Below are 15938 nucleotides of genomic sequence, written 5' to 3'. Positions count from 1 at the left end.
CTGCTTGATTTCTGATTTTTGAATTTTTTGGCTTTGCTTGTTTTCAACTCAGCTTCCCTGAGTCATTTTCTGCTTTTTAGTCTAAAGTCCAGTCAATAGTGAGATTACGATTATTGATATCGGACTAACGCCACGTCAAATAATCGCTACTAAGCGCGGAATGTTCATTCAATCCTCTCCAGAGTCAGCACAAGCAGCTAAACAATTACCTGAAGAAATACGTCAAAGTTTATCTGCTGAAGAATTAGCATGGTTAGAATCTGGAAAGTTTGTGGAATTGGAATCTTTTACTCCTCAAAGAATAATTAAAGTTCTGCAAAAGGGTATTGCTGGCAGCCAAAATTTAGAAAGTGATGACAGTAGCTTGCTTTTAGTCGGCAATACAGGAAATGATATGTACGTTGTTGAAAGTTTTGGTTAGTATTCAATACAGTTCAGATAAAACCAAAAAACTTGTAGAGACGGCGATTTATCGCGTCTCAAAAACCTATTTAATTTTACAGATTAGATTTATTCAATTTGTTGGTTTAACCAAGCTTCTAAATCAGAAATAGCTGAAAAGTCTAACAAAGCCTCTCCTAACGCCTCCAATTGTTCAATAGATAATCCTTTAACTCGCTCAATAGTAGATGAATCAATCTCACCCAAACGGCGATTTAGTAGACGTATAATTAAACGTTGTTCACCTTGTTGTACAGCTTGTTCCCGATCTTGTTGATAAAGTGGTTTTAATCGCATAATTAACTCCCGATCGTCTTCTTCTGAATTTTGATTAACTTGCAAGTTTTGCCGCAAGTTATAAAGTAATTCTAGCGTTGCTCTGCGAAATGGATGATTTGATGATAGTGCTTCTAATTCATCTATTGCTTGTTTTTGTACTGTTCCTCGACCGAGAATTCTTAACCACAGAGTTTCTTGGGTGCGCGGTAACTGGTGAATCGCAACGATCGCAGTCCGCAAATACTCTGCGATAAAATGTACTCCAGGTAGCCAATCTACCTTTTGAGTAGCACCGAATCCTGACAGCAGCGTTGTAGATGCTGTTGGGGTGAGTATCCATAATTTGGGAAGTTCTAATTCTGGAATGGAAGTTTTATTGCGATTTGCTTGACGTTGTAATCCACCCCTTACTTCTAATAATTTTAACAGACAATCACAAATTTCTTCTTTTGATGCAGGGTTGCGGAAGGGTTCAAAAATGGCTGCTGTAGCGGCAAATCTTCCTAATAATCCTAGTGTTTCTAAATTCGTGCTTTGTTTTGTTAAAGGAGAAAATAAAACATCGATTTCTCGAACTTCTCCCGCCACACGGCTAGAACCTTGCACTTCTCCATAAGGTTTTAATAATTCTTCCAAATAATCTTTTGCAAATTGGTCATGGATAAATCTAGTCATTCAACCAAAAAAGATTTAGGCAATAGTGAAGTATGGTACTTATATTACCGTCAACTTAGAAGTAAGAATATCTCTAATATGTATAATTTGTAATTTATCTTAAACTTCTTTCCATCAGCATTTGAGGTTCGGCATTCTCAACATTAGCGATCGCTTCTAACTGAGAAATCCCAACCGTCGTTAAATTGTAAAATTGCTCCTGCTGGCACGGTGCTGGGTTGATTGTAATGTACTGCATAGTACCCAGGTTTACGAGTGTAAGCTGATGTGCAGCTAAATTGCATAACACGAAAACGTAAAATTATTGTAGTGCGGGCATCTTGCCCGCATCGCATATAGCGTTTCCTAATCACACGAGGTACATCATAGTCCCCTCCTCGCTTGCGGGGAGGGGGTTGGGGGTGGGGTTCTTGTACCTCACTAAACTGATAACCGCTATATACAAATTAAATACGCAACAGCTTAGGATACGATTTCCCAATTCCCAATTTTCAAAACATTTAGGAGATTAAACAATGGTTCAAGTTCGCTATGGTGGACAGAACGGCCAACAGTATGAATTTGCTATCAGTAACGACCACGTTGTAGTGCGTACCGAAAGCCGTAGCACTATTGTTGGTGCCAGATCCTTTGAAGTTGCACCTGTATCACCCATTGCTCGTAGTATCCTCAATCAATTTGAGTTAAAAACACGGTTTCGCCAAGCGGGTGTAGAAATTTTGCAAGCGAAAATTCCAAATCAGGGTGTCGCTTTGCGCGATCGCGCCCGTGAAATTCTCAACAATGAGTCTGAAGTTCAATTTGCCGGACGCGTCTTAATCGATCCAGTATCCCAACAACCTGTAGTCTACACTGAAAACCTTTTTGTTAAATTTGATAGCGAAGAAGAGTCAAGGGTTTGCCAAGAAGTTTTAAGACGTTACAACTTAACAATTAAACGCCAACTTGAATACGCACGAAATGCTTATTTTGTCAGTGCCCCTGCAAATACTGGTATAGCCGTCTTTGACATCGCCGAGAGACTTCTAAATGAGGAATCAGTTGAACTGTGTCATCCCGAACTAGCGCGTGAGTCACGCCAACGTCAGGTTTTCCCGCAACAGTGGCACTTAAAGCAAACAACAATTAATGGTAAGACAATCAACGCCCATGCCAACGTTGAAGCAGCTTGGAAGTTGAGCAATGGCACTGGGACAATTATTGCAATTATTGACGATGGTGTGGATCTCGATCATGAAGAGTTCCGTTCTTCTGGCAAGATTGTCGCCCCGCGTGATATCACACGTAAAACGAACAATCCCAGACCGGGAAATGATAATAACCACGGTACATCGTGTGCAGGAGTAGCTTGTGGAAACGGCAACTTTGGGGCATCTGGTGTAGCACCAGGTGCAAAACTCATGCCGATTCGTTTAGCTTCAGCGTTGGGGTCGCAGGATGAAGCAGATGCTTTTATTTGGGCGGCTCAAAATGGTGCTGATGTTATTTCTTGTAGCTGGGGCCCAGCAGATGGGACTTGGTTTGAGCCAGACGATCCTGCACACAAGCAAAAAGTACCTTTGCCTGATTCCACACGACTTGCTATAGACTTTGCAATCAATAAAGGGCGCAACGGCAAGGGCTGTGTAATTTTATTTGCAGCTGGCAATGGTAACGAAAGCGTTGATAATGACGGCTATGCCAGCTATCAAAAGGTGATTGCGGTGGCAGCTTGTAACGACTACGGCACAAGAAGCGCTTACAGTGACTTTGGTCAGGCGGTTTGGTGTGCCTTCCCCAGCAACAATGGTGACAGTTCTCAAACTACTGGAATTTGGACAACCGATCGCTCTGGTGTACTTGGTTATAATTCCGGTAATCGAAATCTGGGTGAGGCTTTAGGCAATTATACCAACGAATTTGGCGGAACTTCTAGTTCCTGTCCAGGTGCAGCAGGTGTAGCAGCCTTGATTCTTGCCAGAAACCCAAATCTGCGTTGGGATGAAGTGCGAGATATTTTTAAACGCTCGTGCGATCGCATTGATTCAGCCGGAGGTAAATATGATGCCAATGGTCGCAGCCCCTTTTACGGTTACGGTCGAATCAATGCTCTGAAAGCTGTAGAATTAGCCAAGCCCGCGCAAACATCACCCATCAGCAGATTCCAAGCAGTGCAAGATGTGCCAATTAACGATCTACAAACATCAACATTATCGGTGGCGATCGCTAATACCACCCTCCTAAAATCCATCAAAGTTAATGTAGATATCGAGCATACTTATATTGGGGATCTTATAGTTACTCTCCTTCCCCCGGTGCAAATAGGCATACTTCCCATAAATCTGCACGATCGCCAAGGCGGAGCTACAGATAATATTAAAACAACTTATGACGAGGTAAACACCCCTAAACTTGCTGCCTTTAAAGGTAAAAGTCCCCAAGGAACCTGGACTCTGGAAGTTGCAGATAAAGCTGAAGGAGATACAGGAAAGATTCGCAGCTTGACTATTGAAATTGGATTTTAAGTAGGAGGGAAGGGTTTTTGGGTTTCTGCATAGATTCGGGAATCATAACTAATTAGCCAGACTTGATATTACCCCCCTTAATCCCCCCTTATAAAGGGGGGAAACAAGAAAGAAATCTAGTTCCCTCCCCTTTCCAAGGGGAGGGTTAGGGTGGGGTAATTCGATAACTTGTGTGTACACCGTAGCTTGTAAAGGGGGGAAACAAGAAAATCTAGTTCCCTCCCCAATACATACGGGGAGGGTTAGGGTGGGGTATTTTTAATGCTCTGTTAAATAACCACATATTACTGAGCAAAAATCAAAATATTTTTCCCTGTAAGAACTTCCGCTTTGACGTTTCCGTGTTTCGCGCAGCCTGTAGCAGCTTCCGCTTTCCCTGTAGGAACTTCCGCTTTAACGTTTCCGTGTTACGCGCAACCTGTAGCAGCTTCCGCTTTGACGTTTCCGTGTTTTGCGCAGCCTGTAGCAGCTTCCGCTTTGACGTTTCCGTGTTTTGCGCAGCCTGTAGCAGCTTCCACCTTCACGTGAAGCAAAACCATTTTGTCTCATTCCCAGTCTCCGACTGGGAACAAGGTTTTAAAAGAGTTTTAACTTAAAGTTGATACCAGTTACAGCGGTTTTTCGACTTTTGCAAGAGGTCTAATCTGTTAGCTTTGAGTCACCGCCTCTTTCGCCAAGAACTTCTCTAATTCTGTCAGCGCATCAGCATCAACCTTAGTTTGCATCGGGCAGAACTTCGGCCCACACATCGAACAAAACTCAGCAGTTTTATAGATATCTGCTGGCAAGGTTTCATCGTGATATTCCTTAGCTCTTTCTGGATCGAGCGATAATTCAAACTGACGGTTCCAATCGAAGTTGTAACGCGCCTTAGAAAGTTCATCATCTCTATCCCTTGCACCAGGGCGATGTCTAGCAATATCAGCCGCATGAGCCGCTATCTTATAGGCAATCAACCCATTCCGCACATCTTCGGCATCTGGTAAACCTAAATGTTCTTTAGGTGTTACATAACACAACATCGCAGTACCGTACCATCCAGCCATTGCGGCTCCAATGGCTGAAGTGATGTGGTCATAACCGGGAGCAATGTCTGTCACCAATGGCCCCAAAACATAGAAAGGTGCTTCCGAACACTCTTCCATCTGCTTACGGACGTTGAACTCAATTTGATCCATTGGTACGTGTCCAGGCCCTTCCACCATCACCTGTATATCATCTTCCCAGGCTTTGCGAGTTAGCTGTCCGAGGGTTTTCAATTCAGCTAATTGTGCTTCATCTGAGGCATCATGGGTACAACCGGGACGCAGGGAATCTCCTAAACTGAAAGAGACATCATACCTTTTGAAAATCTCAATAATATCTTGGAAGTGAGTATAAAGCGGGTTTTGTTTGTGGTGATGTAGCATCCATCGCGCCAAAATACCGCCGCCGCGAGAGACAATACCAGTGAGCCGGTTTCTCACCAAAGGCAAATGCTCAAGCAAAATCCCAGCGTGGATAGTTTGATAGTCTACTCCTTGCTGGGCGTGCTTTTCGATGATATGGAGAAAATCATCAGCAGTCAGATTCTCGATTGTGCCGTGGACACTTTCTAAAGCTTGGTAAACTGGCACTGTACCAATGGGAACAGGTGAAGCCTTGATGATGGCGGTACGAATTTCATCTAAATTACCGCCGCCTGTGGATAAATCCATCACGGTATCAGCACCATACTTCACCGCGAGATTTAGCTTATCAACTTCTTCCTGAAGATTAGAAGAATTGGGGGAAGCGCCGATATTAGCATTTACCTTACATTTAGAGGCGATGCCAATAGCCATCGGCTCTAGGTTAGTGTGATTAATATTCGCGGGGATAATCATTCGTCCCCGTGCTACTTCCTCACGAATGAGATCGGCCGGGAGATTTTCCCGTTTGGCGACGTAGTGCATTTCTTCGGTGATAACACCTTGGCGGGCGTAGTGCATTTGAGATACATTAACCTGCCCACGTCGTTTAGCAACCCATTCAGTCCGCATATTGTAATTCCTCAATAAACAGCTTCCCTCCGCTGGTATTACCCAGACTCAGGTGTTAAGGGTTTGATCTCAGCCTCGTTATGTAGGCACCCCTAGCATGGATGTAGTGTAGCACCTTGGTTATATCTGGGAGCAAAGGTGTTAACAATTTATGAGGTAATACAATTTTGGATTTTAGGGTTTAGGCGCGAATTTCATTTGCACAAGGACGACCCTGTTCAATATCGGTAATATTAGCAAAAGTTGTTTCGGCAATATTGTAGAGAGCTTCTGCTGTAAAAAAGGCTTGATGTCCGGTAATCAGTACATTGGGGAAGGTTGTCAAACGCTGGAAAACATCATCTTGAATAATTTCCTCAGACAAATCCTCAAAGAACAATTCCGATTCTTGTTCGTAGACATCTACACCAAGATAGCCAATTTTACCAGACTTCAACCCCTCAATCACAGCTTGGGTATCAATCAGCGCTCCTCGGCTAGTATTAATTAGCATCACACCTGGCTTAATCTTTTCTATAGCCTCAGTATTAATTAAGTGATGGGTTTCAGGAGTTAGGGGGCAATGCAGGGAGATAATATCAGAATTGGCAAATAGCTCAGGTAGTTCTACATACTTTCCACCTAGCGCCTCCAATTCTGGATTGCGATAAACATCATAGGCGAGTAGGTTGCAGCCAAACCCCTTCATAATCTGTCCTAAAATCAGACCGATTTTGCCGGTACCGACAATCCCCACTGTGCGCTCATGCAAATTAAATCCCAACAGTCCATCTAAAGAAAAATTGCCTTCTCGGACACGGTTGTAGGCACGATGAATTTTGCGATTTAGGCTTAAAATTAATCCTACGGCGTGTTCTGCAACCCCATAAGGTGAATAGGCGGGAACACGCACAACGGTAATTCCTAAGTCTGCTGCGGCTTGTAAGTCTACATTATTAAACCCTGCACAGCGAAGGACAACCAGACGAGTTCCCCGTGAGGCAAGAAGTTCTAAAGTTGTGGCATCAACCTGATCGTGGACAAATACGCAAACCGCCGGAAATTCGGCAGCCAGGATAGCTGTATCCCGATTTAAACGGGGTTCAAAAAATACTAACTCGTGTTGGATGGGAGAATTTGCAGCTGACAAAAACTGCCGATCGTAGGCTTTTGTACTGAAAACTGCTACTTTCATGCAAAACCTCAGATTTTATGTATGCTGCACGGTGTTCGAGTACATAATACCTTGACGTTTAGAAAAGCGATGTCTACAACGAGCGTAGCTGCGGCATTTTTGAAGCAAGGGATTTCAGAATTAAATCATTAAAGCAAAAATTTAATTCCGAGTTATTTATCTTGGTTGAAGCGGAAAATAAACAGCAATGTTCAGCATTGCATAAGTTTTATGCAGCAGCAAGGGTGTTCACAATTCATCAAGAAGAAATGGGGTCAAAAAATGATGAAGAGAGAGGGCTTATGTAGTCCAGAGGACTTACGCAAAAACTCTCTCTCTTATTTCGTCAGTATTCTCTGTGCCTCTGTGCTTCGTTTTTCTGTTACTTATGCGTAGAACTAGACAACAACGAAATTGGTTGCGCTTAGTGACAACCCAGCGTTTAGTTGCGCGAATTGTACCTGACCAAAGGCACCAGCACTACCATCTTTGTCAAAGAACAGTCCACCTGTACCACTGTTGTAAATAAATCTTTCAGCGCCCGTTGTTGCGGCTGAACCGATGCTAAAGGCACTAGCTGAGAGTGTACCTACTGCTAAGGAGCCGCCGAAACCAGTAGCCGATACCTGAATAAGTTCACCATTAGTGTCGAAGTCATAAAGACTATCAACGCCTTCATTGTAATTATTGAAGGCAAAGCTATCAGTGCCACCATACCCGTACAGAAAATCATTGCCTTTCCCTCCATTCAGGAGATCATTGCCATCGTTCCCATAGAGGTAATCATTGCCATTGCTTCCCACAATACTGTCAGCGTAGGCTGTACCATTGATATCTAATCGTTCAATATTCTTGTAGCTCACTCGATACGTGTCAGCCGTAATCGAGCCTTGCTTAGTAGTTGCATTAAAAGTCGAGGCAATTCCCGCAGTAGCAGAGCCGTAATCGACGGACAAATAATCGTCACCCGTACCTCCATCTACCGTTTGAGTCACTAAAACAGAGGGGGCAGTATATGGGGCGCTCAAATAGAAGGAGTCATTGTCACTACCACCATTTAGGGTATTGTTCCCAGTGCTGTAGCTAGCATAAAATGCATCATTCCCAGAGCCTCCGTCTAAGAGGTTATTCCCAGAAGAATAATAAAGCTGGAAATTATCATTCCCAGTTCCTCCCTTGAGGGTGTTGTTGCCAGTGGTGCTGTAAGCATAAAATGAATTGTTTTCAGAGCCGCCGTCTACGAGGTTATTCCCAGAAGAATAATAAAGCTGGAAATAATCACTCCCAGTTCCTCCCTTGAAGGTGTTGTTGCCAGTGCTGGAGTTAGCATAAAACGAATCATTCCCAGAGCCTCCGTCTAAGAGGTTTTTCCCAGTAGCTAAAGAAATATCTAGAGAATCATCCCCAGTTCCTCCCATAAGGGTGTTGTTGCCAGTGCTGTAGTAAGCATTAAAATAATCATTCTCAGAGCCACCGTCTAAAAGGTTATTTCCAGAAGAAGAAGAAATATTGAAATTATCATCCCCATTTCCTCCTTTGAGGGTGTTGTTGCCAGTGGTGTTGCTAGCATAAAATGAATCATTTCCAGAGCCACCGTCTAAGAGGTTTTTCCCAGTAGCTGAAGAAATATTGAAATTATCATCCCCATTTCCTCCTTTGAGGGTGTTGTTGCCAGTGGTGTTGCTAGCATAAAATGAATCATTCCCAGAGCCACCGTCTAAGAGGTTTTTCCCAGAAGAACCGCTAATATAAAGGACATCGTTACCTACATCACCATATAGGCTATTATCTCCCTCGCCACCGGAGAGGCTGTCATTACCCTCACCACCATAGAGTTTGTCGTTTCCAGCATCTCCAGTGAGAGTATCGTCTCCCTCAAGACCATAAAGGGTGTCATTACCATCTCCCCCAGAAAGGTAATTATTGGCAGTATTGCCTGTAATGATGTTATTTAGCCCATTTCCAATGCCATTTATGGCTGTAGTACCAGTTAGGATCAGGTTTTCGATATAGCTACCCAATGTCCAGTCAACAGAAGATTTAACTGTATCAATACCACCCGCATCGCTGCCTGAGCCATTCCCCTCACTGACAATATCCCCAACGCTATTAACGATGTAAGTATCGTTACCCGCTCCACCTGTCAATGTATTGTTACCAATGCCACCATCTAGTGTGTCGTTACCTGCTCCACCATTGAGGAAGTCATCGCCCTCAAAGCCATAGATGATGTCACTGCTAGCGGTGCCATTGAGGAGGTCATTAAGGTTAGTACCCTTGATAGTTGCCATAAGTTCTGCCTACCTAAATTAATTGTTTTAAAAACTTGAGATATTAACCTGCTGGTATTGCTGTTTTCAGGCACACTAAGTTAGCCGATAGTTGGAACTCTCGGTATAATTTAGACACATTTAGCAAAACTAATTTTTCACTGTAATCACGCTTTTGAGAAGCTTACAAGCGGTGAGCAGCTAGTATAGTTACATAGCAACTTTGGTTAACTTAATCACTGTAATGTTTGTTTAGTTAATTGTCACTACTTTAAGTGTATTTTTTTTTACTTTGGTTTTGTTTATATCTTTATGTATTCTTAAGTATTAAAACTGAGTTCTACTAAGTAATATGCAAAATGTAATTTACGGAGATAAGCGATCGCAATACTCAAAGCGATCCTGGGTTGGGCTACACCTATGCAGCCCTCACATCCTTCAACCAAAAGCTTTTAACGACCAGGTATGACGGGGCGATCGCCTTTCTGAAACCTGCTCCATGATTGTTGTAAAGCAGCAGGAGCAGGATTTTTCGCATCATAAACAACAATCACATTAGTTAATGGGCGTCCGGCGGGGACTAAAATTTTACCGTTAGCAGCAAAAGCTTTCGATGCACCACCATCTAAATTCATTGCTTCATGACAACCGATTGCTTTCATTGCTTGCGCTTCTTGCTGTAAAGTTAATCCACTATCGAAATTGATCAAAAATAGCTTTTTACCGTCAGCAGGAAACCCGATCGCAGTTCGTGCGCCAGTACCTAAAACACCAGGATCTTTGAATCCTTCAACATCCGGCTTCAGCCAAATTTGTCCTTGTCTCAATAGTCGAGGGCCGCAGGTAATAGACAACCAATGTTGATTCCATTCCGGTTTACCGTCAACCCGTGCTGTCACCATTTCCGGTTTATTGCCAACTCGCAACCCCAAAGTAGTGCCAAAATTTTCCCACTGGCTGTATTTGATAAATCTTCCTGCCGCTACCATGTTACCCATCACTGTTTTCTGGCTATTCTTGGCAAAAAAAGTACCATTAGCAACAACAGCAGCGCGATGACGAGCCACTAGATTGTTAAATTCTTCATCACCACTAGTTTTTTGATTAGTATTAGCTAAAGTTGCATTATTCGCTAAACCAATAGTAATAAAGGTTTTGGGGTCAGTGAGGTCAATAATAGTTTGATAAAAAGACAAACCATTTACCTTACCCCTCTTCACTTGTACAGTTTGAGCGGTTGCGGGGAGTGCCAATGTTAATCCTTGTGCCAAGACAGCACCTCCTAAAAACAAGAAAGACCGTCGGCAGATTTTAGAACTTGGCATAATCAACTCTTCACTATATTGTTCTTATTAGGATGCCCAAATTTTTGGATAATTTTGCCCAGTGTGATGGAGAGCAGAGGTGCGGGGGAGCAGGGGAGCAGAGGAGCAGAGGAGCAGGGGAGCAGAGGAGCAGGGGAGCAGAGGAGAAGTTGTAGTAAGTTTTTCTGGTCTGCACCTGTGCCTTTTATACGCAGTGACCAATGACCAATGACCAATGACAAATGACAAATGACCAATCATTATCGATATATTATTTTTTACAAACCATACGGCGTTCTCAGCCAGTTTACAAAAGATGCGCCCACACATAGCACCCTAAAAGATTATATTGATGTGTCTGATGTGTATCCTGTGGGACGCTTAGATTGGGATAGTGAAGGATTGCTGCTGTTAACGAACGATGGACAATTGCAACATCGCCTCGCCCATCCGCGTTTTGGTCATAACCGTACTTACTGGGTACAGGTAGAGCGAATTCCAGATGCAGAAGCTATCAAAAGGTTGCAAACAGGTGTAGAAATTCAAGATTACCGCACTCAACCAGCAGAAGTTAAGCTCTTACCAGAAGAACCAGAGCTACCTGAACGCACTCCACCGATTAGATTTCGCAAAAATGTACCGACAGCTTGGCTGGAAATGACTTTGACAGAGGGAAAAAACCGTCAAGTCCGGCGTATGACTGCGGCTGTTGGGTTTCCGACTTTGCGACTGGTCAGGGTCAGCATCGCTCATCTACAATTAGATGACTTACAATTGGGTCAATGGCGCGACCTCACCGTTTCTGAAATCCATGATTTTAGTAAATCGAAAAGTTTTCCCCCAAAAGCCGCCCCATAAAAGGAATTCGGTAATAATTCCAAATACTCAATACGCTAGGGATTTCCAACATTACTAAATTTCTTTATACCGCGAATTACCAGCCAAGCTCCTCCAGAGGAGATCAATAACAACGGTGTTAACCAATCACCCCAACGCACATATAGAGTTTGTGTCTGTCGCCGATAAATTGTTTCAGCATGAGTTTCGTAGGTATTATATCCAGACATCCACAAGGTTCTGCCATGAGGATCTACAAAGGCTGAATATCCGGTATTAGTTGCCCGTGCTGACCAGCGATCGCTTTCAATTGCCCGCATGATATCCTGTGCATGATGCTGGAATGGCATGGATGCAGTGTAATGGGCATCATTAGAAGAACTGAGGATAAACTGCCCACCCGCCGCCGCTTGACGGCGAAATTGTTCGGGAAAAGCTGATTCATAACATATACTAGCGATCGCACGACCAAAAGGAGTATCAAATATTTGATTTGCTGAACCAGGAACTTGGTGTGCTTCCAAAGGCGACAAGCGTTGAACTATTCCGCCTAAAATCCCTTCAAAGGGAATATATTCTCCCAAAGGTACTAGTTTGGACTTATCGTAGCGGCTGACAATTTCACCTTTACTATTGAAAGTAAACAAGCTAATTGTATAACTGTCTCCCCGTTCGCCAAAAGCCCCAATCCAAGCAACTACGCCTTTTTTCTTCACGGCTGCAACTAAGGCCGTTTCTAGCAAATTACGCTGGAAAATAGGTAAGGCTCCTTCTGGGGTAAGGACTGCATCTACACCTTGGTTTGCTAAAGTTATATACCCACTGGTGTAATTTTCTTGAGCGCGACGAAACCCTTCGGAACTTCGTAAAAGTCGGTTCGGGATATTACCTTGAATAATCCCCACCTTCAAGGCTGCTTCTGGTAACTGGGCGATGGGACGGCTATATAAGATAAAACCGATGAAGTGTAAGGTAATTAATAATCCTGTGGCGATAACCCAATATTTATTAACGAACCGCCTTCGCGCAGCGTCTCGTAGAGAAGGCGCAGAGGACGCAGAGAAAATCTTGGCGTTCTTGGCGTCTTGGCGGTTCGTCCATCCTTCAGCAATTAACCCATTCACAGCAACGATCGCAGCTGTAACAGTATTAGGCCCAGACAGTTGACCCAGATGTACAATTACGAGATTATGCGGACTTTGGGTGTAAGCAAGGGAACTCCACCACAAAGGGCCAGCACTCCATAGACTCTCTAAGCCGCACCAGACGGCTGTACCAATAAGTATACGTAGCCACGGTTTTTGTCCGCCCAAGCGAATCATTACAGCCGCCCAAATACTAACGAATACCCCTCCCAAGACACTGATAAATCCCCAACAAAAAAGCGTGATTGCCAAACTCGGCAACCAAGGAACGCCCAACCAAGTCATCGGATGAATTCCAGTAATCCAGAATAGGGCCACACCGTGAAAACCAATACCCCACAGGAAAGCAGGGGGGAATTTGTTTTTACCCTTGGCTGAAGTGACAACTAGCACCCATAAAGGAACCACGGCAATCCAAGCCAAGAACCATGCACCTACTGGGGCTACAGTTAGCCCCATTAAAATGCCGCTAGCTAAGGCAATCAAGTAAGGCAGTAAAGAGGTTAACCTCTCCCCCTGCCTCCCCTGCCTCCCCTGCTCCCCCTGCTTTTTACTCTGCTTCTTCTGCATCGACAGCATCAGGTGGAACTATTGCTACTCCGGTAATAGCGTCATCTTCGTCTAAACGCTGCACTCTGACTCCAGTTGCCGATCGCGATTGGATAGAAATCGCATTCACTGCTTGACGAATGATAATACCGCGATTTGTCACCATCATGATTTCATCATCATCGTTGTTGACAATGCGTAGGGTTGCTAGCTTGTCTTTGGTTTTGCGGTTTTTGAACTTGGTTGCCATTAAACCCTGACCAGCACGATTTTGCAGCCGGAACTGGGCTACTGGTACACGCTTACCATATCCACCCATTGTAATTACCAACACCCAAGGGCCAACTACGCCACTGCTAGGCACTTCCGCAGATTCTTCAGTAATTTCGGTAATTTCGATATCTTCTGTTTCGATTGTTTCGATATCTTCTGTTTCTGCTTCTGTAACATCCAAAGTTTCCAGAATTGCTGCGGGTAGAATATCCATACCCACGAGTTCATCTTTATTTTTGAGCTTCATGGCTTTTACCCCACGAGTCGCCCTACTTAAAGGACGCAGTTGTTCGTGGTTGCACCGGAAGTTAATCGCCATCCCGTTACGAGAACCAATGATTACGCTGTCCTCTACTTTAGCGCGTCGTACCCAGCGCAGTTGGTCGCCTTCTTCTAAGGAAATGGCAATCAAACCATTGGCGCGAATATGACTAAAGGCTGCCAATTCGGTTTTCTTGATATTGCCGCCCTTAGTGAGCATAACCAAGTATTCTTCGTTGCTAAACTCGTCAACCGGCACAATGGAGGTGATTTTTTCCTCTTTGGGAATCGGTAGCATTTGCACAATTGGTGTGCCGCGACTGGTACGCGAACTCGCTGGAATTTGATAAGCTCTCAGGCAATAAACAACACCACGCTCGCTAAAGAATAAAATACTGTCATGATCGCAGCAAGTCAAAAAATGCTCAATGGTATCATCATCTTTCACCTTGGCTGCGGCTTTGCCTCTGGTAGCACGGCTTTGGGCTTCAAAGGTGTTAACTGGCATCCGTTTGATGTAGCCTTGCTCTGTCACCAGAATTATCGCTTTTTCATTGGCAATGAGGTCGCGATCGTCTAATTCCCCTTCCCCTGGTAAAATCACCGTGCGGCGGGGTGTGGCGAAGTTAGTTTTGAGTTGCCCGACTTCAGTTTCAATGATTTCTAGCACTCTCTCCCGACGTGCCAAAATATCTTGCAAGTCGGTAATCTTCGTTTGTAATTCTTCGTGTTCCAGACGAATTTTATCTGCTTCTAAGGCAGTCAAGCGGCGCAATTGCATCTGCAAAATCGCATCTGCTTGCACTTCTGAGAGTCCGTAAGTTGTGATTAATTCGCCTTTAGCTGTGGGTGCATCGGGCGCATGGCGAATCAAGACAATAATCGGATCTAACTGAGATAGGGCAATTAATAACCCTTGGAGGAGATGATCGCGTTCCTCGGCTTTCCGCAATTCGTAGCGGGTGCGTCTGGCAATGGATTCGATGCGGAAATCCAAGAAGACGGTTAAGAACTGCTTGAGGGTGAGTACTTGGGGTTCGCTATTCACCAACGCCAGCATATTCGCGCCGAAGTTGGCTTGCAGTGGCGTTTGCTTGTAGAGGTTGTTCAGCACGACGCGGGGATAAGCATCACGCTTGAGTTCGATGACAACTCGCATCCCGTCGCGATCGCTTTCATCCCGAATATCTGCAATCCCTTCTAGACGCTTCTCGTTCACCATTTCGGCGATTTTTTCAATCAGCGCCGCTTTGTTGGTTTGATAGGGCAATTCGGTGATAATAATTGCTTCTCTATCTGGGCGTCCCCGTTGTTCAACGGTTTCAATGTTGGCGACACCACGCATGGTGATGGAACCACGCCCGGTGGTGTAAGCTTCTCGAATGGCAGATGTCCCCAAAATTTGCGCCCCAGTCGGAAAGTCTGGGCCGTGGACATACTGCATTAATTCGAGATCGGTGATTTCTGGATTGTGGATTACAGCCACCAAAGCATCGATCAATTCGCCCAAGTTGTGGGGCGGAATGTTGGTAGCCATGCCCACGGCAATCCCAGAGGAACCGTTAAGTAGTAACTGGGGAATCCGTGCTGGTAAAACTGTGGGTTCTTGCTGGGAACCGTCGAAGTTATCGGCAAAGTCTACGGTTTCATACTCAATGTCGTGGAGTAAACCAGCGCTAGTTAAAGCTTGCAACCGACATTCGGTGTACCGCATGGCGGCTGGCGGATCGTTGTCTACCGAACCAAAGTTACCATGCCCGTTAACTAGGGGCGATCGCATGGAAAAATCCTGTGCCATCCGCACCAAGGCATCATACACAGCTGTGTCACCGTGGGGGTGATATTTACCCAATACTTCCCCCACTACACGGGCGCATTTCTTAAAGGGGCGATCGTGGAGCAGACCTAGCTCGTGCATTGCGTAGAGAATGCGACGATGCACAGGTTTTAGACCATCCCTGGCATCTGGCAACGCCCGACCCACTATCACGCTCATGGCGTATTCCAGATAAGACTGCGACATTTCGGTTCGCAAGTCAATCGGGATAATCCTCTCCTGTGAGGTTGTCATAACCTAAAAATCTCCAAAAATCGTAGATTTTAGCTTTTTTACTCAACAAAGCGCAAAATTATTCTAAATTGCTCTTGAATAATTGCTATAATTTGATACAATCTTAGCATATATTGCTTTTTATTGCCTGGGCAGCTAACTCAGCCGCTTGTCAA

The 15938-nt window shown here is 44.4% G+C and carries 12 protein-coding genes and 1 riboswitch; of the genes, 4 read left to right on the top strand and 8 right to left on the bottom strand.

The annotated features are described in order from the left end of the window. The first annotated feature begins 160 nt into the window (after positions 1–160). The gene (locus V7K61_RS18270; RefSeq protein WP_335055299.1) at positions 161–421 is read left to right on the top strand and encodes a hypothetical protein; all 261 of its coding nucleotides are present in this window, start codon (positions 161–163) and stop codon (positions 419–421) included. Positions 422–510: 89 nt separating this feature from the next. On the opposite strand, the gene V7K61_RS18265 is transcribed toward V7K61_RS18270, so the two are convergent. Together V7K61_RS18265 and V7K61_RS18260 are read right to left on the bottom strand one after the other, a co-directional pair. Next, positions 511–1395 carry a DUF4351 domain-containing protein gene (locus V7K61_RS18265; RefSeq protein WP_335055297.1) on the bottom strand — a complete coding sequence of 295 codons (885 nt, stop codon included), beginning with the start codon at positions 1393–1395 and terminating at the stop codon, positions 511–513. Between the two features lie 94 nt (positions 1396–1489). Then, on the bottom strand, positions 1490–1633 hold the full coding sequence (locus V7K61_RS18260) for a hypothetical protein (RefSeq protein WP_335055295.1): 144 nt from the start codon (positions 1631–1633) through the stop codon (positions 1490–1492). A gap of 277 nt (positions 1634–1910) precedes the next feature. On the opposite strand from V7K61_RS18260, the gene V7K61_RS18255 reads away from it, so the two are divergent. Further along, a complete protein-coding gene (locus V7K61_RS18255) occupies positions 1911–3899 on the top strand; it encodes a S8 family serine peptidase (RefSeq protein ID WP_335055293.1) in 1989 nt (662 codons plus the stop codon). Between the two features lie 647 nt (positions 3900–4546). Here the strand turns inward: V7K61_RS18255 and thiC are convergent. Next, complete coding sequence (thiC, locus tag V7K61_RS18250; RefSeq protein WP_292818366.1) at positions 4547–5920, bottom strand: phosphomethylpyrimidine synthase; 1374 nt, start codon at positions 5918–5920, stop codon at positions 4547–4549. 7 nt (positions 5921–5927) lie between these two features. Beyond that, positions 5928–6024: riboswitch (TPP riboswitch) on the bottom strand. A gap of 77 nt (positions 6025–6101) precedes the next feature. Then, a complete protein-coding gene (locus V7K61_RS18245; RefSeq protein ID WP_335055291.1) occupies positions 6102–7094 on the bottom strand; it encodes a 2-hydroxyacid dehydrogenase in 993 nt (330 codons plus the stop codon). A 161-nt stretch (positions 7095–7255) separates the two neighbouring features. On the opposite strand from V7K61_RS18245, the gene V7K61_RS18240 reads away from it, so the two are divergent. Beyond that, complete coding sequence (locus tag V7K61_RS18240) at positions 7256–7381, top strand: hypothetical protein (RefSeq protein WP_335055289.1); 126 nt, start codon at positions 7256–7258, stop codon at positions 7379–7381. Positions 7382–7471: 90 nt separating this feature from the next. Here the strand turns inward: V7K61_RS18240 and V7K61_RS18235 are convergent, their stop codons facing one another. Then, positions 7472–9364: a calcium-binding protein gene (locus V7K61_RS18235; protein ID WP_335055287.1), complete on the bottom strand. Its 1893-nt coding sequence runs from the start codon at positions 9362–9364 to the stop codon at positions 7472–7474. 431 nt (positions 9365–9795) lie between these two features. Beyond that, a complete protein-coding gene (locus tag V7K61_RS18230; protein ID WP_335055285.1) occupies positions 9796–10668 on the bottom strand; it encodes a phosphodiester glycosidase family protein in 873 nt (290 codons plus the stop codon). Positions 10669–10896: 228 nt separating this feature from the next. Here V7K61_RS18230 and V7K61_RS18225 point away from each other — a divergent pair, with 228 nt between their 5' ends. Further along, complete coding sequence (locus V7K61_RS18225) at positions 10897–11505, top strand: pseudouridine synthase (RefSeq protein WP_335055284.1); 609 nt, start codon at positions 10897–10899, stop codon at positions 11503–11505. 35 nt (positions 11506–11540) lie between these two features. On the opposite strand, the gene lnt is transcribed toward V7K61_RS18225, so the two are convergent. Together lnt and gyrA are read right to left on the bottom strand one after the other, a co-directional pair. Beyond that, complete coding sequence (gene lnt, locus V7K61_RS18220) at positions 11541–13199, bottom strand: apolipoprotein N-acyltransferase (RefSeq protein WP_335055282.1); 1659 nt, start codon at positions 13197–13199, stop codon at positions 11541–11543. Further along, positions 13180–15783, bottom strand: a complete 2604-nt coding sequence (gyrA, locus tag V7K61_RS18215) for a DNA topoisomerase (ATP-hydrolyzing) subunit A (RefSeq protein ID WP_335055280.1) — start codon at positions 15781–15783, stop codon at positions 13180–13182. The genes lnt and gyrA overlap by 20 nt, the downstream gene beginning before the upstream one ends. Between the last annotated feature and the right edge of the window lie 155 nt (positions 15784–15938).

Source organism: Nostoc sp., from assembly GCF_036918015.1.
GTDB lineage: Bacteria > Cyanobacteriota > Cyanobacteriia > Cyanobacteriales > Nostocaceae > Nostoc.
Note: the sequence above shows the minus strand (reverse complement) of the source record. Positions and strands in the feature narration are given on the sequence as shown.